This is a genomic window from Streptomyces sp. NPDC079167 (assembly GCF_040686735.1).
Classification (GTDB): Bacteria; Actinomycetota; Actinomycetes; order Streptomycetales; family Streptomycetaceae; genus Streptomyces.
On the sequence record NZ_JBFBLO010000008.1, the window covers coordinates 71,713 to 98,344 of the forward strand.

Below are 26,632 nucleotides of genomic sequence, written 5' to 3' on the forward strand. Positions count from 1 at the left end.
TCGCCCGCATCCGGCCGGGCCTGCGCCCCGCCGGCGCGAGCGCCCGGGACCCGCACGCGCCCCTGGCGCGCGGCTGCCGGCCCCGCGGCTGCCGCGCCCCCGCCCGGCGCGTGCACGGCCGGCGCGTGAGGTACGTGATCGGTGACGAGCCGGGCCAGGTCAACGGGATGCGATGGCGCACGGGGTCCGCGCCGTAGCGAGCCCCGGCCGTCGCCCGTCCCCCCGTACAGGGGGACCCGCACGCCCCACCGCACCGACCGTCGACCGGTCGGCGTGGCGCTCCGCCCACGGCGCATACGGTGACATCACCCGTTGCGATTCGAGGAGCACGTCGCATGTCGTCCGACTTCTTCATCCCGGACCCCGAGGGTCTGATCCCCAGCGCCGAGGGGTACTTCGGCGCGTTCGGTGGCAAGTTCATCCCGGAGGCGCTGGTCGCCGCCGTGGACGAGGTGGCCGTCGAATACGACAAGGCCAAGGCGGACCCCGCCTTCGCGGCCGAGCTCAACCAGCTCATGGTCGACTACACGGGCCGGCCCAGCGCGCTGACCGAGGTCTCCCGCTTCGCGGAGCACGCCGGCGGCGCCCGCGTCTTCCTCAAGCGTGAGGACCTCAACCACACCGGCTCGCACAAGATCAACAACGTGCTCGGCCAGGCCCTGCTCACCAAGCGCATGGGCAAGACCCGCGTCATCGCGGAGACCGGAGCGGGACAGCACGGCGTCGCCACCGCGACCGCCTGCGCCCTCTTCGGGCTCGAGTGCACCATCTACATGGGCGAGATCGACACCGAGCGGCAGGCGCTGAACGTGGCGCGCATGCGGATGCTCGGCGCCGAGGTCGTCGCCGTGAAGTCCGGCTCCAGGACCCTCAAGGACGCCATCAACGAGGCGTTCCGCGACTGGGTCGCCAACGTGGACCGCACGCACTACCTCTTCGGCACGGTCGCCGGACCGCACCCCTTCCCGGCCATGGTCCGCGACTTCCACCGGGTCATCGGCGTCGAGGCCCGCCGCCAGATCCTGGAGCGCGCCGGCCGGCTGCCGGACGCCGCGGTCGCCTGCGTAGGCGGAGGCTCCAACGCCATCGGTCTCTTCCACGCCTTCATCCCGGACGCGGGTGTCCGGCTGATCGGCTGCGAACCCGCCGGACACGGCGTGGAGACCGGCGAGCACGCGGCGACCCTGACCGCAGGCGAGCCCGGCATCCTGCACGGCTCCCGCAGTTACGTCCTCCAGGACGAGGAAGGGCAGATCACCGAGCCCTACTCGATCTCGGCCGGACTCGACTACCCGGGCATCGGCCCCGAGCACGCCTACCTCAAGGACGTCGGCCGCGGCGAGTACCGCGCCGTCACCGACGACGACGCCATGCAGGCGCTGCGCCTCCTCTCCCGCACCGAGGGGATCATCCCGGCCATCGAGAGCGCTCACGCGCTGGCCGGGGCCCTGGAGGTCGGACGGGAGCTCGGCCCGGACGGACTGATCCTGATCAACCTGTCCGGCCGCGGCGACAAGGACATGGACACGGCAGCGAGGTACTTCGGGCTGTACGACGGCGCCGACGCGGTCGTCGAGGCCGATGTGGCCGACGGAGAGGAAGAGGTCACCAAGTGAGCGGCAACCGAGAGCTTCTCGAATCGACGCTGGCCGGGGCGGCGTCCGAGGACCGGGCGGCGCTCATCGCCTACCTGCCCGGCGGCTTCCCGACCGTCGACGGCGGCATCGCCGCCGTCAAGGCCGCCGTCGCGGGCGGCGCCGACATCATCGAGGTGGGCCTCCCGCACAGCGACCCGGTGCTCGACGGGCCGGTCATCCAGACCGCCGACGACATCGCGCTGCGCGGCGGCCTCAAGATCGCCGACATCATGCGTACCGTCCGTGAGACGCACGAGGCCACGGGCGCACCGATCCTCGTCATGACGTACTGGAACCCGATCGACCGCTACGGCGTGGAACGCTTCACCGCCGAGCTGGCCGAGGCGGGCGGCGCCGGGTGCATCCTGCCCGACCTCCCCGTTCAGGAGTCCGCGCTGTGGCGGGAGCACGCCGAGAAGCACGGTCTCGCCACCGTCTTCGTCGTCGCCCCGAGCAGCAAGGACGAGCGCCTCGCCACCATCACGGCCGCGGGCTCCGGATTCGTGTACGCCTCCTCGCTGATGGGCGTCACCGGCACCCGCGAATCGGTCGGCGAGCAGGCCCAGGACCTGGTGCGGCGCACCCGTGCCACCACGGACCTGCCCGTCTGCGTGGGTATCGGCGTGTCCACCGGCGAGCACGCCCAGCGGGTCGCCGGCTTCGCCGACGGTGTGATCGTCGGCTCGGCGTTCGTCAAGCGGATGCTGGACGCCCCGGACGAGGCAGCGGGTCTCGCCGCGGTCCGCGCGCTGGCGGCCGAACTGGCCGAGGGCGTTCGAAAGCGCTGACAGCGGGCGTCATCCGTACGGGTGGACCTGGGACCGGGGAGGCGCTGACGTGCCTCCCCGGTTCGTTTGCGCGGTGTGAGCGAGAACCAAGACCGTAGAAGAGCCGCACGCGACCGGCTGGCCCAGCAGCGTGAGCAGGACCGGGCGCGGGACCGCCGCCGCCGCACGCTGATCGTCTCGACCGCCGTGGTGGGGGTGCTGGCGCTGGCAGCCGTGATCGGCGTGATCGCGGCCAACGCCGGCAAGAACGACAAGGACAGCGAGGCCGGGCCCGCCGTCACCCCGTCCGGGGCGATGGGCAAGGACGGCCTCGCCCTCCAGGTCGGGGCCGACGACGCGCCGTCCACGCTCACGGTCTGGGAGGACTTCCGCTGCCCGGTCTGCGCCCAGTTCGAGAACACCTTCCGCGACACGATCACGGAGCTCACCGACAGCGGCCGGCTCAAGGTGGAGTACCACCTGGCCACGATCATCGACGGCAACCTCGGCGGCAGCGGTTCGCTGCGCGCGGCCAACGCGGCCGCCTGTGCCCAGGACGCAGGCAAGTTCGCCCCGTACCACGACACCCTCTTCCGCAATCAGCCCGCCGAGACCGACGACGCCTTCGGTGAGAACAGCAAGCTGATCGAGCTGGCCGGCAAGGTGAAGGGCCTGGACACGCCCGCCTTCCGCAGCTGTGTGGAGGACGGCACGCACGACAGCTGGGTCGAGAAGTCCAACAAGGCGTTCACCGAAGGCGGCTTCGAGGGCACCCCCACCGCCCTGCTCAACGGCGAGTCGATCTTCCCGAAGAAGGGGGACGAACAGATCTCCGACGCCAACATCAAGAAGTGGGTCGCCGAGGCCAACAAGGGCAAGAAGCCGGGCACGGTCGGGGCCACCCCCTGAGCCGGGCTCCGGGAGTGCTCCGCCGGGGCCCCGTTACCCAGAAGTTGCCGGACGGCTTGCCGTAGGTCCCGTCCGGCAAGGTAGCGTCGACCCCGTCATGAACCTTGCCTTCATTCCCAGCCCGTCGACCGGCGTGATCGAGCTAGGCCCGATCCCGCTCCGCGGCTACGCGTTCTGCATCATCATCGGTGTCTTCGTCGCCGTCTGGTTCGGCAACAAGCGCTGGGTCGCCAGAGGCGGCAAAGCCGGCACCGTCGCCGACATCGCCGTCTGGGCCGTGCCCTTCGGCCTGGTCGGCGGCAGGCTCTACCACGTGATCACCGACTACCAGCTGTACTTCAGCGACGGTGAGAACTGGGTGGACGCCTTCAAGATCTGGGAGGGCGGCCTCGGTATCTGGGGCGCGATCGCGCTCGGCGCGGTCGGTGCCTGGATCGGCTGCCGCCGCCGCGGGATCCCGCTCCCGGCCTGGGCGGACGCCCTGGCCCCCGGTATCGCCTTCGCCCAGGCGATCGGCCGCTGGGGCAACTGGTTCAACCAGGAGCTGTACGGCAAGCCGACCGACGTCCCCTGGGCGCTGAAGATCAGCGAGGGCACGAACCGGGTCGAGGGCACCTACCACCCGACGTTCCTGTACGAGTCCCTGTGGTGCGTCGGTGTCGCGCTCCTGGTCATCTGGGCGGACCGCCGCTTCAAGCTCGGACACGGCCGGGCCTTCGCGCTGTACGTCGCGGCCTACTGCGCGGGCCGCGGATGGATCGAGTACATGCGCGTCGACGAGGCGCACCACGTGCTGGGCCTGCGGCTCAACGTGTGGACCGCGATCATCGTGTTCGTGCTCGCCGTCGTCTACATCGTGATCTCGGCGAAGCTGCGCCCCGGCCGCGAGGAGATCGTCGAGCCCGCCGCGGTGAGCCTGACCGAGGATGACGAGAAGGCCGCCGACGCCCCGGGGGAGAACGGCTCCGAGGAGACCGCCCCGGAGACCGCCGCGGAGGAGTCCGGCACGCCGGCCCCCGGCGCCACCGAGGAGACCGGCTCGCAGACCCCCGAGGCCGACGGGACCCCGCAGAAGGCCGACCGGAGCTGACGCTCCCGCCCCGCACCGAGTGCGAAGGGGCCGCCGGACCACCACGGTCCGGCGGCCCCTTCCCCATGTACGGCCTCATCGGTGCGAGCGCGCCAACGCGAGGGTGCGTTCCGCGGTCGCGACCACCGCCGCGTCGACGAACCGCCCGTCCGGCAGGGCCTGCGCCCCCGCCTCGGCCCGGGAGGCCCCCACGATCTGCTCCGCCGCCTCCACCTCCCGCGCCGTCGGCCGGAACGCCCGCTCGATCACCGGCAGCTGCCGGGGATGGATCGCCGCCCGGCCGAGCAGCCCGAGATCCCTCCCGTGCGCACAGGACGACCGCAGCCCCGAAAGGTCCCGGACATCCGTGTACACCGACATCACGGGCGGGTCCAGCCCCGCCGCCCGGGCGGCGACCACCACACGGCTGCGCGGCCAGTCGAGACCGGCGTCGTCCCGTACCCCAAGATCCGCCCGGAGATCCGCCTCGCCCAGCGCGACACCCCGTACGGAGTGATGCGCCCCCGCGATCGAGTACGCGTGCTCGATCGCCAGCGCCGACTCCAGCAGCGGGTACAGCGGCACACCCGGGGCCAGGGCCGCGACATGGTGCACGGACGCCGCATGGGTGATCTTCGGGAGCCGCATCCCGGAGAGCCCCGCCAGCCCCACCAGCGCCTTAACGTCGTCCTCGCCGTGGACCCGGACATGGACCGGCACCGCCATCGGGTCCGCCGTGACCGGATCGGAGAGGAGTTCCGCCGTCGCCGACCGCGCGTACTCCTTGCGGTCCGGCGCGACGGCGTCCTCCAGGTCGATGATCACCACGTCCGCGCCCGAGCCGAGCGCCTTGCGGACCACCTCGGGCCGGTCCCCGGGAACGTACAGCCACGTCAGAGCCACCGCAGCGCAGCTCACAGCGCCCCCTCGTCCCGCAGCGCCGCGACCTCGGGGGCGCCGAGGCCGAGCTCGGCCAGGATCTCGTCCGTGTCCGCTCCGTGCGGCCGGCCGGCCCAGCGGACCGCCCCCGGCGTCTCCGAGAGCCGGAACAGCACGTTCTGCATCCGCAGCGGCCCCAGCTCGGGGTCGTCGACCTCGGTGATCGTGCCCAGCGCCCGGTACTGGGGGTCCTCCATCACATCCCGTACGTCCTGGATCGGTGCGATCGCCGCCTCGGCCTTCTCGAAGGCGTCCACCGCCTCCTCCCTGGTGCGCCGGGCGATCCAGTGGCCCACCGCCTCGTCGAGCTCGTCGGCGTGCTCGGCACGGGTGGTCCCGGCGGAGAACCACGGTTCCTCGATCAGCTCCGGGCGCCCCACCAGGCGCATCACGCGTTCCGCGACCGACTGGGCCGAGGTCGAGACGGCGACCCAGTGGCCGTCGGAGGTGCGGTAGGTGTTGCGCGGGGCGTTGTTGCGGGAGCGGTTCCCGGTCCGCGGCTGGACGTACCCGAGCTGGTCGTACCAGAGCGGCTGCGGTCCCAGCACGGTGAGGATCGGCTCGATGATCGCCATGTCCACCACCTGTCCCCGCCCGGTGAGGTCGCGCCCGGACAGCGCCGTCATCACCGCGTACGCCGTGGCGATCGCCGCGATCGAATCGGCCAGGCCGAACGGTGGCAGGGTCGGCGGCCCGTCCGGCTCCCCGGTGACGGCGGCGAAGCCGCTCATCGCCTCGGCGAGCGTGCCGAAGCCGGGCCGGTGGGCGTACGGGCCGGTCTGGCCGAAGCCCGTGACCCTGGCCAGGACCAGACGGGGGTTGACGGCACGGAGCTCCTCCCAGCCCAGACCCCAGCGCTCCAGGGTCCCGGGCCGGAAGTTCTCGACGATCACGTCGGTGTCCGCGGCCAGCCTCAGCAGCACGTCCCGGCCGCCCGGGGCGGACAGGTCGAGGGTCAGCGTGCGCTTGTTCCGGCCGAGCAGCTTCCACCACAGGCCGATCCCGTCCTTCGCGGGACCGTGACCGCGTGAGGGATCGGGCTTGCGGGGATGCTCGACCTTGATGACCTCGGCCCCGAAGTCCCCGAGCATGGTGGCCGCCAGGGGCCCGGCGAAGAGGGTGGCGAGGTCCAGGACCCGCAGGCCGGAGAGGGGAGCGGTCGTCGTACTCACAGGGCATCGATCTCGCTTCTGTACGGCATGGACGTGGAGGCACCCGGTCTCTGCACACAGAGCGCGGCGGCACAGGACGCCCAGGCCAGCGCCTCCGGTACGGACCGGCCCTCGCCGAGCGCCACGGCGAGCGTGCCGACGAAGGTGTCCCCGGCTCCGGTCGTGTCGACGGCGGTGACCTCGGGGGCGGGGAAGAGGACCCGCTCGCCCCCGCGGGCCGCGTACAGGCACCCCCTCCTCCCGAGCGTGATCACGACCTCGGGGACCTGTCGCAGCAGGATCTGGGCCGCGGCGTGCGGTTCCACGCACCCGGTGAGCGCCGCGGCCTCGTGCTCGTTGGGGATCAGCAGGTCGACGTCGTCCAGGAGCCCGGACGGCAGAGGCTGTACGGGGGAGGGGGTGAGGATCGTCCGTACACCCCGGGACTTCGCGGTCCGTGCTCCCTCCGCCACGACGGAGAGCGGGAGTTCCAGCTGGAGGAGGAGCAGGGCGGCCGCCGCGACGGCGGCTCTCTCCCCGGGGCCCAGCGCGGTCACGGTGCCGTTCGCACCGGGGATCACCACGATCGCGTTGGACCCCTCGTCGTCGACGACGATGTGCGCGGTGCCGCTGGGCCCGGCGACGGTGTGCAGCAGGTCGGTGTCCACACCGGCGTGCTCCAGGTTCGTCCGGAGCGACGAGCCGTACTCATCGGTCCCGACCGCCCCGATCATCACCACCTCGCCCCCCGCGCGGGCCGCGGCGACGGCCTGGTTGGCCCCCTTGCCGCCGGGCACGGTCCGGAACTCCCGCCCGGTGACGGTCTCCCCGCGCCCGGGGGCCCGGGCGACGTAGGCGACCAGGTCCATATTGGTGCTGCCGAGCACAGCGATGGCTGTCATGGGCGGCATACCTCCTGATGGGTCAGTTCCGCGAGGGTGTCGAAGCCGACGGAGCCGAAGCCGGCGACGGATGTGGCGAGACGGTTCTTGAGCGGTGCGGTCCACCGGTCGGGCAGGGCGGAGGCCCGCCCGGCCAGCAGGCCGGCGAGCGAACCGGCCGTCGCACCGTTCGAGTCGGTGTCCCAGCCGCCGGAGACCGCACAGCAGACCGAGCGGCCGAAGTCCCCGTCCGCGTGGGTGAGGGCGGCGGCGAGCAGTGCCGCGTTGGGCAGGACGTGCACCCAGTGGTGGGTGGAGCCGTACGCGTCGTGGAGGCGGTCCACGACCGTGTCGAAGTCGGGTTCGTCGCGGGCGGCCCGGACACCGAGGCGTACCGCGCGCGCGTACCGGGACCGGGGCGGCACCACCCGCAGCCCGGCCGCCAGGCAGCCGTGCACGTCCGTCTCGCCGCCGGCGGCCTCGGCGAGGGCGGCGGCGGTGAACATCGCGCCGTACACCCCGTTCGCCGTATGGGTGAGGATCGCGTCCCGGTGGGCCTGTTCCGCGGCGGCCCCCGGGTCCCCGGGATGCGTCCAGCCGTGCACATCGGCCCGGATCCGGGCGCCGATCCACTCCCGGAACGGGTTGCGGTGGCGTGCGGTGTCCGGCGGCTCGATCCCGTCGAGCAGGTTGCGGTACGCGATCCGCTCAGCGGTGAAGACACGGCCCGCCGGGAGCTCGTCCAGCCACAGCCGGGCCAGGTCGGAGGTGCTGAACCCGTGACCGTACCGCTGGAGCAGCAGCACGGTCAGCAAGGGGAAGTTGAGGTCGTCGTCCTCCGGCATCCCGTCGATGTTCTCGGCGAGGGAGGTGGGTGCGGAGCGGCGGTTCCACGGGTGGGCGGCGGCCAGCTCCGCGGGCAGCCCCCGGGCGGTGAACCAGGTGGTGAGCGGCCAGTTGCCGGTGGCGCGGGCCAGGGCGCGGATGCCGGCCAGGGGCAGCTTCTCGACCGGCTTGCCCAGCAGACAGCCGGCGGCCCGCCCCAGCCAGGCGGCATGCAGACGGTCGGGCCCGAAGGACAGCGGGCGGGCGCGCGGGGCGGGCCAGCGCGGGCACGCGGCCCGGATCCCGGCCAGGCCGGTCGGCTCGTCCTCGGCCGACGGGCAGTCCATCAGGGCGAGTTCGTCCAGGAGCTCCCCGGCGAGCGCACGCAGCCGACGCGGCGCGGCGAGCTCGGAGGCCCCCGCGCGCTCCGGGGCGGGGGTACCGCCCGCCGCATACCAGCGCCGCTCGACGTCCCCGGCGTCCCGGCCGTCCTGCGCGGCCTGGCGCAGCTCGTGGCCCACCAGGTCCTCGGGCTGGACCCATGTCAGGCGTACGGTCACCGGCCGTCGCCCGTCAGCACGGCGAACGCCGCCTCGTGCGCGCGACGCCTGGCCGTGTCCCGGGCGAAGACCTCCCGGGCCACCTCCGCGAGGGCGCGCGCGGGGGCGTGCAGATCGAGGCGGCTGGCCTCGGCGACCGTCTTCACCCAGGCCGCGGGGATGCCCTGCTCGCCGTGGAGCGCACCCGCGAGCGCGCCGCTCATCGTGGCGATCGAGTCGCAGTCCCGGCCGTAGTTGACCGAGCCGAGCACCGAGCGCCGGTAGTCGCCGCCGCCGACGAGCAGCATGCCGAGCGCGATCGGCAGCTCCTCGACGGAGTGCAGCCGGGAGGGCCGCCGGGCGCCCAGCGAGGGGTCGCGGTAGTGCGGCCCCACCGTGTCGAACGGGGCGACCGCCGCGCGCAGCGGCACCAGCGCCGACTCGAAGTCCGAGTGACCGGCGGCCACTTCGCACACCGCTTCGATCGCCGACCGGGTGCCGTCCTTGGCCAGCCGCAGAGCGGTCGCGACGACCGAGGCGGGGGTCGCGCCGGGGACGCACGCGGCGGCGACGGCCGCGGCCAGGACCCCGGCCGCCTCTCGGCCGTACGAGGACTGGTGGGCGCCCGCGACATCCAGCGCCTCCGCGTACGCGGCCTCCGGGTCGGCCGCGTTCACCAGGCCGACCGGGGCCATGTACATCGCCGCCCCGCAGTTGACGATGTTCCCGGAGCCCGCCTCGCGGGGGTCGGCGTGCCCGTAGTGCAGCCGGGTGACGATCCACTTCTCGGCGAGGAAGATCCGCTGCAAGGGGAGCGCCTCGGCCTCCAGTTCCGGGATCCAGCGGGGCCGGGACATCAGGTCGGGGACGAGGTGGTCGGCGACGGAGTACGCGTCGAGGTGGCCGCGCACCCTCTCGTACACCCGGACCAGGGCATGGGTCATCAGGGTGTCGTCGGTGACGTGCCCGTCGCCCTTGTGGTACGGGGCGATGGGGCGCGCCGTGCGCCAGTCGTCGCCGTACCAGGGCCCGACGACGCCGGTCACCCGGCCGCCGTGCCGCTCGGCGATCTGCTCGGGTGTCCAGCCCTCGACGGGTCCGCCGAGCGCGTCCCCCACGGCCGCGCCGACGAGGGCTCCGGTGACGCGTTCATCCAGGGTGAGTGTCGTGATGGTCGTGCCGGCCTCGCGCGGTGCGGATGTTTTGTGTGCCATGTCGGGATTGTCCACCCGGGGTGGCTGGTTCTGTGGCTGCCAGCAGCCCGGCGAGTTCGATGAGGTCCGTGCCGGCGAGCCGGGGCAGCGCGCACCCGGCCAGCGTCCGGCAGGCCTCCCGCCAGCCCGCCGGCACGGTCGCCGTCCCGCCCAGCGCCCCGGTCAGGGCCCCGGCCAGCGCCGGCGCCGAATCGGCGACCCGGGACAGGCAGGCCGCCGCGGGCACGGCCTGGGCGAAGTCGCCCCGGGCGGCGGTCGTCAGGGCCAGGGCGACCGGCACGGTCTCGGCGGCGGCGATGCCGTAGCTGTAGACGTGGTCCACGATCTGGTGTTCCAGCACGGGGACGAGCGCGAAGGCGCCCGCCGCCTCGCCCGCGAACTCCCGGGCCAGCCGCACCGCGTGGACGGCGTTGCGCGCGATCTCGGTGCCCTCGGGAAGCTGGCCGAGCGCGGCGTTCACCACCGTGTCGACGTCCGCCCCGGCCAGGGCCTCGGCGATCGCGGCGGCGATCGCGCGGGCGCCGTGCACCCCGTCGCCGTCCTGCGTGTACCGGGCGTCGAACTCGGCGAGCCCGGCCGCCGCCACAGGATCGCCGGGGTGCACGACCGCGAGCACGGCGGCCCGCACACAGGCCGCGTCGTCGAAGTAGTGCGGATTGTCGTGGCCGGTGGCGGGCGGACGCAGCCCGGCGGCCAGATTGCCGAGCCCGGCCCGTACGGAGATCCGCGCCCGCAGCGGAAGGACGGCCGACTCGACCTCGGGCGCCCGGGCGCTCGCGGCGGCCACCTTCGCCGCCAGCGCGTTCCACGAACGGTCGACCGCGTCCCGCATCCGGTGGCCGGGGGAGAGGTCCGGCGCGTGGTCGGCCGCGGCGGCCAGCACGGTCCGCGCGGAGAACGCGGCCCACTCGGCGTCGTCGGACGGACCGAGCCGCAGCGGCTCGGGCGGCTGGTTGAGGGCGATGGGCACGGGGAGGGTCGTCGTCGCGTTCTGCTCCGCGAAGGTGTCCAGCTCCCTGGTGAGCCGCCTCGTCCACTCCGGCATCCGCGCGGCACGGTGCCGCGCGGCGGGCCACCCGGCCGCGTCGCCGGCGGCCAGTCCGAGCAGCAGACCCTCGATCCTGGCCCGTCTGTCCGGTGAGCCCCGGCCCCTGGCGCCGCCCTCGGCCCCCGGCCCCGGGGTGATCGTGATGGCCACGTGCGGGGCGGATCCGGCCGGTTCGGCAGGCGCGTCCCGTCCGGCCGCACGCGGGGCGGCTCCCGGCGTGGCGGGGGCGTCCCGCCGGGGGCCGCGGGCGGCGCTCACCGGGCGTCCTGCCGGACACCCGAGGCCGGAGCGGCCGGGGCGGTGCGTACGGGGGTGTGCCACGGGGCGCCCGGCGGTCGTACCCGCGGGGATACGGAAGTGGCGGCGTGCCCCCGGTCCGGATCCGGCGGGCCCTCCCCGTCGTCCGGGGTCAGCAGATCCGCGATGTCCAGCACGTGGTAGCCCCGCATGGACGGCAGGCAGCTGCCCCGCACCGGGCCGATCGCCGCCGCCCAGTCGCGGGGAATCGCCGACGCCCCGTGCAGGGCGCCGGCCAGCGCGCCCGCCACGGCGGCCGTGGTGTCGGCGTCCCGGCCCATGTTCACCGCCGTGAGCACCGCCGTACGGAAATCACCGCGCGCCGCCGTGAGGGCGCCGAAGGCCAGACCCACCGCCTCCGGCGCCAGATCCGTCCACGGATAGCCGCCGATCACCACCGCGGACCGCACCGCGCGCTCCCCGGCCAGCCGGTCCGGGTACGAGCGCTGCGCGGCCGTCACCGCGCGGCGCAGCGAACGGGCCGTCCAGGAGTCCATCGGCACGACCGAGAGCGCTGCCGCGATCACCGAGGCCAGCCCCGCCCCCACCATCGCGGCCGCCACCCCCGCGGCGACGGCCTGCCCGCCGTAGATGCCCTCCCCTTCATGGCTGACCCGGCCGTCCACCGCCACCAGGCGCGCGGCCTCGGCGGGACGGCCCGCCGCGAACACCCCGAACGGCGCCGCCCGCATCGCCAGACCGTCGCTCCAGGCGTGCCGGTGCTGCGCGGAGATCGGGGCGGCCAGCCCGCGCCGCAGATTCTCCAGCGTCCCGCGCTCGCTGAATCCGGCTCCCCGGAACGGACCCTCGTCCAGATCCGCGATCCAGTGGTGCCAGGCCCGTTCGACGTGCGAGACGGTGAGCGCCGATCCGTGCCTGGCCAGCAGCAGCCCGGAGAAGATCGCGTACTCGGTGTCGTCGGTCCCCGCCGGATCGTCACTGACGAAGCCCTCGATGCGGCCCCAGCGGCGGCGGATCTCGGACGGGCGCATGTTCTCCGCCGGCGCTCCGAGCGCGTCCCCCACCGCGAGTCCCAGCAGCGCCCCCCGCGCCCGGTCACCCGTGCCCGCCGCCGGACCGTCCGCCATGAGCTCCATCGTGTCGACCCTTCACTCGCGCCCGGAACAACCGGATACGAGAGGTTTCCCCGATCGACCGAAGAGAGGCTCGTATTTCGTATAAATCGGCCGCCCGGGTGACGCCCGCCAGGCAGGTAAGTTCGGCCTTCCTTGCTGGCGGGAGGCCTTTTTCGTGCGTACTTTCGACGGTGTGGAGCGGGAAGAGCACCTTGGGGACCGCTCCCGGAGAAGGGGAGAGCTGTGTCCATCATCGAGACCGACGCCGTACTGCACGAGGCCCACCGCGACAACCACACGCACCGTGACGTCAACGGCGGCTGGCTGCGGCCCGCGGTGTTCGGCGCCATGGACGGCCTCGTCTCCAACCTCGCCCTGATGACGGGCGTGGCCGGAGGGGCGGTCTCCCAGCAGACCATCGTCATCACCGGCCTGGCCGGGCTCGCCGCAGGCGCGTTCTCGATGGCCGCGGGGGAGTACACCTCCGTCGCCTCGCAGCGCGAACTCGTCGAGGCCGAGCTCGCCGTCGAGCGGCGCGAGCTGCGCAAGCACCCCAAGGACGAGATGCGGGAGCTCGCCGCGCTCTACGAGTCCCGCGGGGTCGAGCCCGCCCTCGCCCAGGAGGTCGCGCGCCAGCTCTCCAGGGACCCGGAGCAGGCGCTCGAGATACACGCCCGCGAGGAGCTGGGCATCGACCCGGGTGACCTGCCCTCGCCCCTCGTCGCCGCCCTGTCCTCCTTCGGTGCCTTCGCCCTGGGTGCCCTGCTGCCCGTGCTGCCCTTCCTGCTGGGCGCCACCGAGATGTGGCCCGCCGTGCTCCTCGCCCTGGCCGGCCTCTTCGGCTGCGGCGCCGTCGTGGCCAGGGTGACGGCACGGACCTGGTGGTTCAGCGGACTGCGTCAGCTCGTGCTCGGCGGGGCCGCCGCTGCGGTCACGTACGGCCTGGGCACGCTCTTCGGTGTGGCCGTCGGCTGAGGTGGCCGGACAGTGCCCGGGAGCCCGCCCGCCGGACGGGATTTCCCGGGCACCCTTGCGTTGTCGCACCGGTGTGACGTACCTCTTGACGCACGTCACTGGGCGGATCGGGTGAGCGCCCCGTAAAATGAGACACTATGCAGCGCTACACATAAGTAGCCGTTACTCGGCGGTTTCGATTCCATGACCGCTGGGCAATAGCCGTAGACACCTGCGGGCAACGACGCCTGCTCTCTGCGGTATCCCCGGACAGTGATCCACCATGATCCTTCCGATCGTGACCCATCGGCACCACGGCTCCGTGGTGTCCGCATGTTGGAACGGGCTATTCGCTTTTTGAGAAGCGTTCCATCATGTAACCTGCACGAAATTTCGCAGAGGGCCAGCGTCGTCCCTCGGCACAGCACATGCCACGACGACGACGGGAGAGCCAATGCGTTCCGACGCCTGGTCGCCCATGGACGGTCGCCCTGTCCAGCAGGGGATGTACGACCCCCGTAACGAGCACGACGCCTGTGGTGTCGGGTTCGTGGCCACTCTGACCGGTGTGGCCAGCCATGAGCTGGTCGAGCAGGCGCTGACCGTACTGCGCAACCTCGAACACCGCGGCGCCACCGGATCCGAACCCGACTCGGGTGACGGCGCCGGCATTCTCCTTCAGGTCCCGGACGCCTTCCTCCGCGAAGAGGCGGCGTTCGAGCTGCCCGAGGCCGGCTCCTACGCCGTCGGCATCGCGTTCCTCCCCGCGGACGACTCCACGGACTCCGTCAAGAAGATCGAGAAGATCGCCGCCGAAGAGGGCCTCGACGTCCTCGGCTGGCGCGAGGTCCCGGTCACCCCGGACATCCTCGGCAAGGGCGCCCGCGCCACGATGCCCGAATTCCGCCAGCTCGTCGTCGCCGACGGCGAGAGCACCGGCATCGTCCTGGACCGCAAGGCGTTCGTCCTGCGCAAGCGCGCCGAGCGTGAGGCCGGGGTGTACTTCCCCTCGCTCTCCGCACGCACGATCGTCTACAAGGGCATGCTCACCACCGGGCAGCTGGAGCCGTTCTTCCCGGACCTCTCCGACCGCCGCTTCGCCACCGCGGTCGCGCTGGTCCACTCCCGCTTCTCCACCAACACCTTCCCCAGCTGGCCGCTCGCCCACCCGTACCGCTTCGTCGCCCACAACGGCGAGATCAACACGGTCAAGGGCAACCGCAACTGGATGAAGGCCCGCGAGTCCCAGCTCGCCTCCAGCCTCTTCGGCGAGGCGAAGCTCGACCGGATCTTCCCCGTCTGCACCCCGGACGCCTCCGACTCCGCCTCCTTCGACGAGGTCCTGGAGCTGCTCCACCTCGGCGGCCGCTCCCTGCCCCACTCGGTGCTGATGATGGTCCCCGAGGCATGGGAGAACCACGCCTCCATGGACCCGGCCCGCCGCGCCTTCTACCAGTACCACTCCACGATGATGGAGCCCTGGGACGGCCCGGCCTGCGTCACCTTCACCGACGGCACCCAGGTCGGCGCGGTCCTCGACCGCAACGGCCTGCGCCCCGGCCGCTACTGGGTCACCGACGACGGCCTCGTCGTCCTCTCCTCCGAGGTCGGCGTCCTGGACATCGACCCGGCCAAGGTCGTCCGCAAGGGCCGCCTGCAGCCCGGCAGGATGTTCCTCGTCGACACCGCCGAGCACCGCATCGTCGAGGACGACGAGATCAAGGCGTCCCTGGCCGCCGAGAACCCGTACGAGGAGTGGCTGGAAACCGGCGAGATCGAGCTCGAGGACCTCCCCGAGCGCGAGCACATCGTCCACACCCACGCCTCGGTCACCCGCCGCCAGCAGACCTTCGGCTACACCGAGGAGGAGCTCCGCGTCCTCCTCGCCCCGATGGCCCGCACCGCCGGCGAACCCCTCGGCTCCATGGGCACCGACTCGCCGATCGCCGCGCTCTCCGAGCGTCCCCGGCTGCTCTTCGACTACTTCACCCAGCTCTTCGCCCAGGTCACCAACCCGCCGCTGGACGCCATCCGCGAGGAGCTCGTCACCTCGCTGCGCTCCACGCTCGGCCCCCAGGGCAACATCCTGGAGCCGACCGCAGCCGCCTGCCGCGCCGTCACGCTGCCCTTCCCGGTGATCGACAACGACGAGCTGGCCAAGCTCATACACATCAACGCCGACGGCGACATGCCGGGAATGAAGGCCGCGACCCTCTCCGGCCTCTACCGCGTCAGCGGCGGCGGCGAGGCACTCGCCGCCCGGATCGAGCAGATCACCACCGAGGTCGACGCCGCCATAGAGGACGGCGCTCGCCTCATCGTCCTCTCCGACCGGCACTCCGACGCCGAGCACGCACCGATCCCCTCGCTGCTGCTCACCTCGGCCGTCCACCACCACCTCATCCGCACCAAGCAGCGCACCCAGGTGGGCCTGCTGGTCGAGGCCGGCGACGTCCGCGAGGTCCACCACGTCGCGCTGCTCATCGGTTACGGCGCCGCCGCCGTCAACCCGTACCTCGCGATGGAGTCCGTCGAGGACCTCGTCCGCGCCGGTACGTTCATCGAGGGCATCGAACCCGAGCTGGCCATCCGCAACCTGATCTACGCCCTCGGCAAGGGCGTCCTGAAGGTCATGTCCAAGATGGGCATCTCGACCGTCGCCTCCTACCGAGGCGCCCAGGTCTTCGAGGCCGTCGGCCTCGACGAGGCATTCGTCGCCCAGTACTTCAACGGCACCGCCACCAAGATCGGCGGCGCCGGACTCGACGTCGTCGCCAAGGAGGTCGCCGCCCGGCACACCAAGGCGTACCCCGCCTCCGGCATCTCCGCGTCGCACCGCGCGCTGGAGATCGGCGGCGAGTACCAGTGGCGCCGCGAGGGCGAGCCGCACCTGTTCGACCCGGAGACGGTCTTCCGCCTCCAGCACGCCACCCGCAACCGCCGGTACGACATCTTCAAGAAGTACACCGGCCGGGTCAACGAGCAGTCCGAGCGCCTCATGACGCTCCGCGGGCTCTTCGGCTTCAAGAGCGGCCGCGAGCCGATCTCCATCGACGAGGTCGAGTCCGCCTCCGACATCGTCAAGCGCTTCTCCACCGGCGCCATGTCGTACGGCTCCATCTCCCAGGAGGCGCACGAGACGCTCGCCGTCGCCATGAACCAGCTGGGCGGCAAGTCCAACACCGGCGAGGGCGGCGAGGACGCCGAGCGCCTCTACGACCCGGCACGCCGCTCGTCCATCAAGCAGGTCGCCTCCGGCCGCTTCGGTGTCACCAGCGAGTACCTGGTCAACGCGGACGACATCCAGATCAAGATGGCGCAGGGCGCCAAGCCCGGCGAGGGCGGCCAGCTGCCCGGCCACAAGGTCTACCCGTGGGTCGCCAAGACCCGGCACTCCACCCCGGGCGTCGGCCTGATCTCGCCCCCGCCGCACCACGACATCTACTCCATCGAGGACCTGGCTCAGCTGATCCACGACCTCAAGAACGCCAACCCGGCGGCCCGCGTCCACGTGAAGCTGGTCTCCGAGGTCGGTGTCGGCACGGTCGCCGCGGGTGTCTCCAAGGCCCACGCGGACGTCGTCCTCATCTCCGGCCACGACGGCGGCACGGGCGCCTCCCCGCTCACCTCCCTCAAGCACGCGGGCGGCCCCTGGGAGCTCGGCCTCGCCGAGACCCAGCAGACCCTGCTGCTCAACGGCCTGCGCGACCGCATCGTCGTCCAGACCGACGGCCAGCTCAAGACCGGCCGCGACGTCGTCATCGCCGCACTGCTGGGCGCCGAGGAGTTCGGTTTCGCGACCGCGCCGCTCGTCGTCTCCGGCTGCGTCATGATGCGCGTCTGCCACCTCGACACCTGCCCGGTCGGCATCGCGACCCAGAACCCCGTCCTGCGCGAGCGGTTCTCCGGCAAGGCCGAGTACATCGTCAACTTCTTCGAGTTCATCGCCGAAGAGGTCCGCGAGATCCTCGCCGAGCTCGGCTTCCGCACGATCGAGGAAGCCGTCGGCCACGCCGAACTCCTCGACACCGAGCGGGCCGTCACCCACTGGAAGGCACAGGGCCTCGACCTCGAGCCCCTCTTCTACGTGCCCGAGCTCCCCGAGGGCGCGGTGCGCCACCAGATCGCCGAGCAGGACCACGGACTGGCCAAGGCCCTCGACAACGAGCTGATCAAGCTCGCCGCCGACGCACTGGACGCCGACAGCGCCGAGGCCGCCCAGCCCGTCAGGGCACAGATCGCGATCCGCAACATCAACCGGACCGTCGGCACCATGCTCGGCCACGAGGTGACCAAGAAGTTCGGCGGTGCGGGCCTGCCCGACGACACCATCGACATCACCTTCACCGGGTCCGCCGGCCAGTCCTTCGGCGCGTTCGTACCGCGCGGTGTGACGCTGCGCCTGGAGGGCGACGCCAACGACTACGTCGGCAAGGGCCTCTCCGGCGGCCGCGTCATCGTCCGCCCGGACCGCGGCGCCGACCACCTCGCCGAGTACTCCACCATCGCCGGCAACACCATCGGCTACGGTGCGACCGGCGGCGAGCTCTTCCTCCGCGGCCGGACCGGCGAGCGCTTCTGCGTCCGCAACTCGGGTGCCACGGTCGTCTCGGAAGGCGTGGGCGACCACGGCTGCGAATACATGACCGGCGGCCACGCCGTGGTCCTCGGCGAGACCGGACGCAACTTCGCCGCAGGCATGTCCGGCGGCATCGCGTACGTCATCGACCTCGACCTCGACAACGTCAACACCGGCAACATCGGCGCCGTCGAGCTCCTCGACGACACCGACAAGCAGTGGCTGCACGACGTCGTGCGCCGCCACCAGGAGGAGACCGGCTCCACGGTCGCCGAGAAGCTGCTGGCCGACTGGGACACCGCGGTCAGCCGCTTCAGCAAGATCATCCCGTCCACCTACAAGGCAGTGCTCGCCGCCAAGGACGCCGCTGAGCTCGCCGGTCTCTCCGAGCAGGAGACCACCGAGAAGATGATGGAGGCGGCGACCAATGGCTGACCCCAAGGGCTTCCTGACCACCGGACGCGAGGTCGCCGAGACCCGCCCCGTCGGCGAGCGTGTCAAGGACTGGAACGAGGTCTACGTTCCGGGATCGCTGCTCCCGATCATCAGCAAGCAGGCCGGCCGCTGCATGGACTGCGGCATCCCGTTCTGCCACAACGGCTGTCCGCTCGGAAACCTCATCCCCGAGTGGAACGACTACGCCTACCGCGAGGACTGGTCGGCGGCGTCCGAGCGCCTGCACGCCACGAACAACTTCCCGGAATTCACGGGCCGCCTGTGCCCCGCCCCGTGCGAGTCGGCGTGCGTCCTCGGCATCAACCAGCCGGCCGTCACCATCAAGAACGTCGAAGTCTCCATCATCGACAAGGCGTGGGACAGCGGCGACGTCACCCCGCAGCCGCCCGAGCGCCTCTCGGGCAAGACCGTCGCGGTCATCGGCTCCGGCCCGGCGGGACTCGCCGCGGCCCAGCAGCTGACCCGCGCCGGCCACACCGTCGCCGTCTTCGAGCGCGCGGACCGCATCGGAGGACTCCTCCGCTACGGCATCCCCGAGTTCAAGATGGAGAAGTCGCACATCAACCGCCGCATCGAGCAGATGCGCGCGGAAGGCACCAAGTTCCGCACGGAGGTGGAGATCGGCAAGGACATCGACGCCGCGAAGCTCCGCCGCCGCTACGACGCGGTCGTCATCGCCGCCGGTGCCACCGTCTCCCGCGACCTGCCCGTCCCGGGCCGCGACCTGCGCGGCGTGCACTTCGCGATGGAGTACCTCCCGCTCGCCAACAAGGTGCAGGAGGGCGACCTCACCGTCTCCCCGATCACCGCCGAGGGCAAGCACGTCGTCGTCATCGGCGGCGGCGACACCGGCGCCGACTGCGTCGGCACCGCCCACCGGCAGGGCGCAGCCTCCGTCACCCAGCTGGAGATCATGCCGCAGCCGGGTGCGGAGCGTAACGCCAACCAGCCCTGGCCGACCTTCCCCATGCTCTACAAGGTCACCTCCGCGCACGAGGAGGGCGGCGAGCGGATCTACTCCGTCTCCACCACCCACTTCGAGGGCGACGAGGACGGCAACGTCCAGTCCCTGCACCTCATCGAGGTGGAGTTCAAGGACGGCAAGCTGGAGCAGAAGGCCGGCACCGAGCGCGTCATCCCCGCCCAGCTCGTCACCCTGGCCATGGGCTTCACCGGCACCGACCAGGCCAACGGCCTCGTCCAGCAGTTCGGCCTCGACCTCGACGAGCGCGGCAACATCGCACGCGACGAGAACTACGCGACCAACGTCGACGGCGTCTACGTCGCCGGTGACGCGGGCCGCGGCCAGTCCCTCATCGTCTGGGCCATCGCCGAGGGCCGCTCCGCGGCGCGCGGCGTGGACCGCTTCCTGACCGGGACCAGTGCCCTGCACGCCCCGATCCGCCCGACGGACCGTTCCCTGACGGTCTGACCACGGCACACAGACGTCCCGTACAACGGCGTACGGAACTGAACGCGGCGCCCGCCCCCGTCCCCGACCGGACAAGGGCGGGCGCCGCGACGCGTCCGGGACCCCGCGGGATCAGCTCACCAGCGCCAGCGCGGACACGGCTGCCAGGGTGCCCGCCACCGACAGCAGCAGTCCGGTCCCCATGAAACGGCCCAGGGCGATCCGCGTCCCGTGCCGGCGGCACCGCTCGAACCACAGCAGCGTCGCCAGGGACGCCCACGGGGTGACGAGCGGCCCCACATTGACCCCGATCAGCAGAGCCAGCAACTGCTGGTGGTTCTCCGCCGGGACGACCGCCTCACCCGCCAGATAGGCGGGCAGGTTGTTCAGTACGTTCGACAGACCCGCCCCCACCGCCGCCGACCGCAGCAACCCCAGGAGGCCGTCGCCGGAACCCAGCGCCGACTCCAGCAACTCGTGCAGGCCGTGCGCGTCGACCGTCTCCACCACCAGGAACATCCCCGGGACCAGCACCAGCAGCCGCCACGGCACCAGCGACAGCCGCAGCTCCTGCCTGCGCCGTACGGCGAACGCCACCACGACGACCACCATCCCCGTCAGCGACACCGACCAGAGCGGAACGTCCGCCACCAGGATCGCCAGCAGGAACCCCCCACAGGCCACCGCGCAGATCCGCAGCAGGACGGGATCCGCGGCCACCGGCACCGGTGGCGGGGTGTACCGGGCCCGGCCCTCGCCGCGCCGGCCGGGCCGCCAGTAGAAGATCCACAGACAGGCCGCCGTCGCGGCGATCGACGCGAGCTGGGGCAGCCACATGACCGCGGCGAGACCGGACGCCGAGAGCGCCACCCGGTCCGCCGCCAGCAGATTCGTCAGGTTCGAGACCGGCAGCAGCAGACTCGCCGTGTTGGCCAGCCACACCGTCGTCATCGCCAGCGGCACCGGCGCGATCCCCACCCGGGCGGCCAGCGCCAGCATGACCGGGGTGAGCAGCACCGCCGTGGTGTCCAGGTTCAGCGCGATCGTGGTGAGCGAGGCGAACGCCACACACAGCCCGAAGAGCAGCGGATAACGCCCCCGCCCCGCCCGGGCCAACCAGGCCGCCACCACATCGAAGACCTGCGCCCGGCCCGTCAGCTCGGCCATCACGATCACGGTGCCCAGGAACGCCAGCAGCGGCCCGACGCGCCGCATCTCCTGCGCGGCGGGCCCCGGGGGCAACAGCCCCGTCACCACCGCGAGCAGCCCCAGGACCAGCAGCCCCCCGGCGAGCCGGTCGAGCGGGTGCAGCCGCCGGACCCGTCCGCCCGCGTCCTCACCCCCACGACCGGGCTCTGCCTCCGGCCTCTCTCTCACCATGGGACGATGGTCCCAGAAAGTGGACTCACCTCCGTGACCGGCGGGTTCCCGTCAGACCGCGCCCGTCAGAGCCGCCGTCCGGACGGCGACCACCGCCGCCAGCAGCACCACCAGGACCGCCCCGCCCGCCAGCTGCGTCGCGGACGTCCGCAGCTTCGCCGGCGCGTACGCGAGCCCGTAGGTCACCAGCCCACCGGTCAGCAGCCCGCCCAGGTGGCCCTCCCACGAGGTGAACGCGGCGGAGATCACCATCCAGAGCAGGAAGCCCGCCATGAAGCGGTTGACCGCCCGCATGTCCCGGCCCAGCCGCCGGTTGATGACGTAGAAGGACGCCGCCAGACCGAAGACCGCCCCCGAGGCGCCGACCGCCGTCGTCTCCGGCGAGACCACGTACACGAGCACCGAACCGCCCACCGCGGACAGCAGATACAGCGCCAGATACCGCGCCCGGCCCAGCTGTCCCTCGACGGCCCTGCCGATGTTCCACAACGCCAGCATGTTGAAGAGGAGGTGCATCACACCGAACGACGCGTCCGGCGGCAGATGCAGGAAGGTGCCCGTCAGCAGCCGGTACCACTCACCGTCCGCCACCCCGCTCAGCTCGAAACCGGGGTAGGTCTCGCCCTTGTAGTAGTACTGCTCGCCCGAGGAGTCGACCAGCACCGCCCCGAGCATCCCGAACCGGTCCACCGTCCCGGCCCGGACGACCTCGACGACGTACGCCACGATGTTCAGCGCCATCAGCGCGTACGTCACGACCGGCGTGGCGGCGCCCGGCACCGCGCCGCCGAACAGCGAGCGGGCCTGCCGGACCGAGCGCTGCCCCTCCTGCACGCACTCCACGCAGTGGTGCCCCACGGACGCCTCACGCATGCAGTCGGGGCAGATGTACCGGTCGCAGCGCGTGCAGCGCACATACGTCTCGTACGACGGGTGGCGATAACACGCGGTGGCGGCGGCCGTCATGGCCGGCTCCTTCAGTCGTGGACGGAGGGCCGCGGGGGCGGCGGCGCTCAAGATAGCGAACGCGGGTGAGGCGGAGCACACCTGGGGCCGGGGGACCGCGCCCGGAAACCAACGCCCCGTGGGCGCTGAGCCGGGCCCGGCGGCGTCCGATCCGGTGACACGGAAAGAAACACGACAGAAGATGTCTGGTTTACGGGGTTCGATGGCACCTATGACACCGCACGTGACACCCGCTTCCTGGCAGGACTTCCGCACGGCGGAACCGGACTTCGCCGACACCGTGCGGAAGCGGTTCCAGCTGTACAAGCACCACGTCCTCGCGACCCTGCGCTCCGACGGCTCGCCCCGGGTCACCGGCCTGGAGGTGGACTTCCGCATGGACGCTCTGTGGCTGGGCATGATGCCCGGCTCCCGCAAGGCACTGGACCTGCGGCGTGACCCGCGCTTCGCCGTCCACGCCAATCCCGGGCCGGACGCGGAGATGGCCGACGGGGACGTACGCGTCTCCGGACGGGCGGTGGAGATCACCGACACCGCCGTGCTGGCTCGTTTCGTCGACGAGGCGGCCCCGCCGGAGCCCTTCCTCCTCTTTCGCGCCGAACCCACCGAGGTGGTCCGCACGGCGATCGACGGCGACGACCTCGTCGTACAGGTCTGGCGACCCGGCCACCCGCTGCGCACCCTGCGCAGGGGCAACGACGACAGTCCGGTACGGGAAGGCTGACGCAGGGGCGTCTCCGCGGCGGCTCTGGGCGGTCCTGGGCGGTCCTGGGGCGGCTCACCTGTACGGCGTAACCCCTGGCCCCGGATTCGACCGCCGGCCGGCTCGTGGCCGGGGAGCGCGCCGCTACGGCATCCAGGTGAATCCGCCTCCAGGACGGGGAGGTCCGGCCCTCATGGACCGCGCGGCGGAACGTCGTCCTCCGCCGCCCGCCGTAGGGCGCCCGGCCCTAGGGGGAACAGGGCGGGAAGCATCCGGGAACGATTCCGGAACCGGTCATGAACGGCCACCCTTACCCCGCTGGTCAGCACGCCCTCCGGCGCGCCGAGGGCCGAGTGATCTGCCGCCCGCCGACGGAACGTGCTACGGTTGCCGAGTTGCAGTTTTGGTACCCATGAACTTTATGTGCGCCTGACGGGAACCCTCCTCAGGCGCTTTATTGTTTTCCGGCTTTCTCCGGATGGGGCTCAATGCGGCGACTTGGAATTCGTAAAGTGCGGATTTCCGGCACTGCACCTCTTTTAGGAGAATGACATGGCTACTGGAACCGTGAAGTGGTTCAACTCGGAAAAGGGCTTCGGCTTCATCGAGCAGGACGGCGGCGGCGCCGACGTCTTCGCCCACTACTCGAACATCGCCACCCAGGGCTTCCGTGAGCTCCAGGAGGGCCAGAAGGTCTCCTTCGACGTCACGCAGGGCCAGAAGGGCCCGCAGGCGGAGAACATCGTCCCGGCCTAATTGCCGGACGCGTACCTCGCGACCGGGGCCCGCACCGTGAAGGTGCGGGCCCCGGTTTGTGCTGTTTCCGACTCATCCTTTCCCGGTTCGGTTCCGCAACCGGGACACCTGCTCTGTGCTTGCATCCTGGGGCGCACATCAAGCAGTCCACAGCAGTCGGCAGTAACCCCAGGAATCCCCCAGGAGGGCAATTCCGTATGACCCGCTCCGAACGCCAGGACCGACCCACCCGCAACCGCCCGATAAAGGGCCGCGGCACGGACCGGCCGCAGGCGAACACCCGAGGATCCGGCAAGGCACCGGCCCGCCGCAGGACCGCGCCCGCACAGGGCGGCGAATTCGCCCTGCCGGAGACGCTGACCCCCGCGCTGCCGGCCGTCGACGCCTTCGCCGACCTGGACATGCCCGCCGCGCTGCTGAAGACGCTCGCCGCACAGGGCGTGACCGACCCCTTCCCGATCCAGGGCGCCACCCTGCCGAACTCGCTGGCCGGCCGGGACATCCTCGGCCGCGGCCGCACCGGCTCGGGCAAGACCCTGGCCTTCGGCCTGGCACTGCTCGCCCGCACCGCCGGACGCCGCTCCGAGCCGCACGCACCGCTGGCACTCGTCCTCGTCCCCACCCGCGAGCTCGCCCAGCAGGTCACCGACGCGCTGACCCCGTACGCCACCTCCGTCAACCTGCGCGTCGCCACCGTCGTCGGCGGCATGTCGATCAGCCGGCAGTCCGGCGCGCTGCGCCGCGGCGCCGAGGTGCTCGTCGCCACCCCGGGGCGGCTGAAGGACCTCATCGAGCGTGGCGACTGCCGGCTCGACGAGGTCGCGATCACCGTCCTCGACGAGGCCGACCAGATGGCCGACATGGGCTTCATGCCGCAGGTCGTCGCGCTGCTCAAGCAGGTCGAGCCGGACGGCCAGCGGATGCTGTTCTCCGCGACCCTCGACAAGAACATCGACCGGCTGGTCAAGATGTTCCTCACCGACCCGGTCGTGCACTCCGTGGACCCGTCCGCCGGCGCGGTCACCACGATGGAGCACCACGTGCTCCACGTCCTGGACGAGACGGACAAGAAGGCGGTCGCGACGAAGATCGCCGCCCGTGACGGCCGCGTGATCATGTTCGTCGACACCAAGCGTGCCGCCGACCGCTTCGCCAAGCGGCTGCTCGCCAGCGGCGTGCGGGCCGCGGCCCTGCACGGCGGCCGGTCCCAGCCGCAGCGCAACCGGACGCTGGACCAGTTCAAGAACGGGCAGGTCACCGCGCTCGTCGCGACGAACGTGGCGGCCCGTGGCATCCACATCGACGACCTCGACCTGGTCGTCAACGTGGACCCGCCGACCGACCACAAGGACTACCTCCACCGAGGCGGGCGCACCGCGCGTGCCGGGGAGTCCGGCAGCGTCGTCACGCTCGTGCTGCCCGAGGAGAAGCGGGAGATGACCCGGCTGATGCAGGACGCGGGCATCGCGCCGCACACCACCCGGATCAAGTCCAGCGACGACGAGCTCAGCCGGATCACGGGTGCCCGTGAGCCCTCCGGCGTCGCGATCGTCATCGAGGTGCCGCAGCCGACCCAGCCCAAGCCGCGTACGCGAGGCTCCGGTTCGGGTTCGGGCGCGGCGGCCGGCGGATCGTTCCGCTCGGGCAGCCGCGGACGCGGCCGGCGCGGCGGAACGGGCGCGGCCTCGGGCGCCGCACAGGGCGGCTCCGGCGGCGCGGCCCGCGGTGGCGCGGCCCGTGGTGGCTCCGGCGGCGGTGCGGCCCGTGGTGGTTCCGGCGGCGCGGGCGGTTCCGCGCGCGGCGCCGGTGCCGGCCGGGCCGGCTCCACCGGGCGCGGCAGCGCTCCCGGCCGTGGCCGCAGGGCAGCGTGATCACAGGGCGCGGTGACCGGTTCCTCCGGCCACCGCGCCCGTCGCGCGCCCTCACTTCCGGGTGCGCCCCGCACCATCGAGCGCCCGGCCTCAACGCCCGGCCTCAGCGCCCGGGCCTCAGCTCCCCGGGCCCACCCTCGTACCCGTCGAGCGCCCGCGCCGCCGCCTCGGCCGCAGCCGGGGCCGCTGTCCGGGCCAGCCCCCGCAGCAGCGGCACCGCCCGGTCGGCGAACGGCTTGCCGCCGTCACCGAATCCGAGCCGTGCCAGTACGTCCACACCGAACAACTGCCGCAGCGGGTCCTCGCTCGCCGTCCACGCCGTCGCCACCTGGAACGTCTCCTCGTCGCCGCGCCGCCCCAACGCCCCTACGGCCACCAGCCAGTTGTCCAGCCCCGGGTCACCCTCCCGCAGCGCCCGGACGGCGAGCTCCTCGAACGGGGCCCGCAGGCCCAGCTCGCCCTCCAGGAGCGTCGCGATCGCCCCGTGCCCCGTCTGCAGGTCCTGGGACGCGAACAACTCCCCGCCCCGCAGCAGTCCGACCGTGACGGTCACCCCGCCGTCCACCGGTGTGTGGCGCACCACGCTCTCGTGGGCCTCGTCCCCGTACATACGCCGCAGCGCGTCGCGCAGCTCCCGCTCCACGTCCAGGGTGAGCATGCTCCTGGCCTCCTCCAGCGCGGGGGACAGGTCGCGGGCGCCGTGCCGGAGAAGGGTCCGCACGGTGTGCGCCGACCCCCGCCGGGCCGCCACCACCAGCGGCGTCTCACCCTGCGGACCGGGCAGATCCGGGTCTGCGCCATGGGCGAGGAGCGTCTCAGCGACCCGGGCGTGACCGAGGCCGGCAGCCCAGCGCAGCGCCGTGAAGCCGAACTCCTCGGTCAGGTCCGGCTCCGCCCCGGCCGACAGGAGCGCCGCCACGACCTCCGAGTGCCCCCCGCACGCCGCCCCGCAGAGCGGCAGATCTCCGGCGTCGGGGCCGCTCGCCCGGTTCGGGTCCGCGCCCGCCGCCAGGAGCAGCCGGACCGCGCCGGGCAGGTCCTGCACGGACGCCAGATACAGGGCGGTCGTCCCCTCCTCGTCGCACGACTCGGCGGACACGCCCGCACGGAGCGCCCGTACGACGGCGTCCTCATCGGCGTACAACGCCTCGAAGAGGCTGCTGGCACCCCCAACCGGACCATTCGTCATACACCGACCCTACGA

Annotated in this window: 21 protein-coding genes; 11 read left to right on the forward strand and 10 right to left on the reverse strand. The window is 72.4% G+C overall.

What is annotated here, in order from left to right; translation table 11 throughout:
• Positions 1 to 8 precede the first annotated feature (8 nt).
• The 5 genes from AB0P41_RS18360 (at position 9) to lgt (ending at position 4,403) form a co-directional block, all read left to right on the forward strand.
• Positions 9 to 197 (forward strand): tryptophan biosynthesis modulator TrpM, encoded by a 189-nt coding sequence (locus AB0P41_RS18360; protein ID WP_107103173.1) that lies wholly within the window; start codon positions 9 to 11, stop codon positions 195 to 197.
• Between the two features lie 138 nt (positions 198 to 335).
• Complete coding sequence (gene trpB, locus AB0P41_RS18365) at positions 336 to 1,616, forward strand: tryptophan synthase subunit beta (protein WP_356712287.1); 1,281 nt, start codon at positions 336 to 338, stop codon at positions 1,614 to 1,616.
• A complete protein-coding gene (gene trpA, locus AB0P41_RS18370) occupies positions 1,613 to 2,425 on the forward strand; it encodes a tryptophan synthase subunit alpha (RefSeq protein ID WP_356712285.1) in 813 nt (270 codons plus the stop codon). Before trpB ends, trpA begins: the two co-directional genes overlap by 4 nt.
• A gap of 75 nt (positions 2,426 to 2,500) precedes the next feature.
• Entirely contained in the window at positions 2,501 to 3,313 is an 813-nt protein-coding gene (locus AB0P41_RS18375; protein ID WP_356712283.1) for a thioredoxin domain-containing protein, read from the forward strand.
• Positions 3,314 to 3,410: 97 nt separating this feature from the next.
• A complete protein-coding gene (gene lgt / locus AB0P41_RS18380; protein ID WP_365932898.1) occupies positions 3,411 to 4,403 on the forward strand; it encodes a prolipoprotein diacylglyceryl transferase in 993 nt (330 codons plus the stop codon).
• Between the two features lie 75 nt (positions 4,404 to 4,478).
• Here lgt and AB0P41_RS18385 read toward each other — a convergent pair whose 3' ends face one another.
• The 7 genes from AB0P41_RS18385 to AB0P41_RS18415 form a co-directional block, all read right to left on the reverse strand.
• A complete protein-coding gene (locus tag AB0P41_RS18385) occupies positions 4,479 to 5,300 on the reverse strand; it encodes a CoA ester lyase (protein ID WP_365932899.1) in 822 nt (273 codons plus the stop codon).
• Entirely contained in the window at positions 5,297 to 6,493 is a 1,197-nt protein-coding gene (locus AB0P41_RS18390; RefSeq protein WP_365932901.1) for a CoA transferase, read from the reverse strand. Before AB0P41_RS18390 ends, AB0P41_RS18385 begins: the two co-directional genes overlap by 4 nt.
• Positions 6,490 to 7,374, reverse strand: a complete 885-nt coding sequence (gene rbsK, locus AB0P41_RS18395) for a ribokinase (RefSeq protein WP_365932902.1) — start codon at positions 7,372 to 7,374, stop codon at positions 6,490 to 6,492. Before rbsK ends, AB0P41_RS18390 begins: the two co-directional genes overlap by 4 nt.
• Positions 7,371 to 8,738, reverse strand: coding sequence for an ADP-ribosylglycohydrolase family protein (locus AB0P41_RS18400; protein WP_365932904.1), 1,368 nt, complete (start codon positions 8,736 to 8,738; stop codon positions 7,371 to 7,373). Before AB0P41_RS18400 ends, rbsK begins: the two co-directional genes overlap by 4 nt.
• Positions 8,735 to 9,931 carry an ADP-ribosylglycohydrolase family protein gene (locus tag AB0P41_RS18405; protein ID WP_365932906.1) on the reverse strand — a complete coding sequence of 399 codons (1,197 nt, stop codon included), beginning with the start codon at positions 9,929 to 9,931 and terminating at the stop codon, positions 8,735 to 8,737. Before AB0P41_RS18405 ends, AB0P41_RS18400 begins: the two co-directional genes overlap by 4 nt.
• Complete coding sequence (locus AB0P41_RS18410; RefSeq protein WP_356712348.1) at positions 9,867 to 11,123, reverse strand: ADP-ribosylglycohydrolase family protein; 1,257 nt, start codon at positions 11,121 to 11,123, stop codon at positions 9,867 to 9,869. The genes AB0P41_RS18405 and AB0P41_RS18410 overlap by 65 nt, the downstream gene beginning before the upstream one ends.
• 110 nt (positions 11,124 to 11,233) lie before the next feature.
• A complete protein-coding gene (locus AB0P41_RS18415; RefSeq protein ID WP_356712271.1) occupies positions 11,234 to 12,373 on the reverse strand; it encodes an ADP-ribosylglycohydrolase family protein in 1,140 nt (379 codons plus the stop codon).
• Between the two features lie 222 nt (positions 12,374 to 12,595).
• Here AB0P41_RS18415 and AB0P41_RS18420 point away from each other — a divergent pair, with 222 nt between their 5' ends.
• From AB0P41_RS18420 to AB0P41_RS18430, 3 genes are all read left to right on the forward strand, one after another.
• Positions 12,596 to 13,327 (forward strand): VIT1/CCC1 transporter family protein, encoded by a 732-nt coding sequence (locus AB0P41_RS18420; RefSeq protein WP_365932907.1) that lies wholly within the window; start codon positions 12,596 to 12,598, stop codon positions 13,325 to 13,327.
• Positions 13,328 to 13,760: 433 nt separating this feature from the next.
• A complete protein-coding gene (gltB, locus tag AB0P41_RS18425; RefSeq protein WP_365932910.1) occupies positions 13,761 to 18,320 on the forward strand; it encodes a glutamate synthase large subunit in 4,560 nt (1,519 codons plus the stop codon).
• Positions 18,313 to 19,773 carry a glutamate synthase subunit beta gene (locus AB0P41_RS18430; RefSeq protein ID WP_356712265.1) on the forward strand — a complete coding sequence of 487 codons (1,461 nt, stop codon included), beginning with the start codon at positions 18,313 to 18,315 and terminating at the stop codon, positions 19,771 to 19,773. Before gltB ends, AB0P41_RS18430 begins: the two co-directional genes overlap by 8 nt.
• A 111-nt stretch (positions 19,774 to 19,884) precedes the next feature.
• On the opposite strand, the gene AB0P41_RS18435 is transcribed toward AB0P41_RS18430, so the two are convergent.
• Both AB0P41_RS18435 and AB0P41_RS18440 read right to left on the reverse strand, forming a co-directional pair.
• Positions 19,885 to 21,132, reverse strand: a complete 1,248-nt coding sequence (locus tag AB0P41_RS18435; protein ID WP_365932912.1) for an SLC13 family permease — start codon at positions 21,130 to 21,132, stop codon at positions 19,885 to 19,887.
• Positions 21,133 to 21,183: 51 nt separating this feature from the next.
• Positions 21,184 to 22,098 (reverse strand): rhomboid family intramembrane serine protease, encoded by a 915-nt coding sequence (locus tag AB0P41_RS18440; protein WP_365932914.1) that lies wholly within the window; start codon positions 22,096 to 22,098, stop codon positions 21,184 to 21,186.
• A gap of 202 nt (positions 22,099 to 22,300) precedes the next feature.
• On the opposite strand from AB0P41_RS18440, the gene AB0P41_RS18445 reads away from it, so the two are divergent.
• The 3 genes from AB0P41_RS18445 (at position 22,301) to AB0P41_RS18455 (ending at position 25,428) form a co-directional block, all read left to right on the forward strand.
• Positions 22,301 to 22,822 carry a pyridoxamine 5'-phosphate oxidase family protein gene (locus tag AB0P41_RS18445; RefSeq protein WP_365932916.1) on the forward strand — a complete coding sequence of 174 codons (522 nt, stop codon included), beginning with the start codon at positions 22,301 to 22,303 and terminating at the stop codon, positions 22,820 to 22,822.
• Positions 22,823 to 23,353: 531 nt separating this feature from the next.
• Entirely contained in the window at positions 23,354 to 23,557 is a 204-nt protein-coding gene (locus tag AB0P41_RS18450; RefSeq protein WP_015607926.1) for a cold-shock protein, read from the forward strand.
• 197 nt (positions 23,558 to 23,754) lie between these two features.
• The gene (locus AB0P41_RS18455) at positions 23,755 to 25,428 is read left to right on the forward strand and encodes a DEAD/DEAH box helicase (protein WP_365932918.1); all 1,674 of its coding nucleotides are present in this window, start codon (positions 23,755 to 23,757) and stop codon (positions 25,426 to 25,428) included.
• Positions 25,429 to 25,531: 103 nt separating this feature from the next.
• Here the strand turns inward: AB0P41_RS18455 and AB0P41_RS18460 are convergent, their stop codons facing one another.
• Positions 25,532 to 26,617, reverse strand: coding sequence for an ankyrin repeat domain-containing protein (locus AB0P41_RS18460; RefSeq protein WP_365932920.1), 1,086 nt, complete (start codon positions 26,615 to 26,617; stop codon positions 25,532 to 25,534).
• Positions 26,618 to 26,632: the final 15 nt, after the last annotated feature.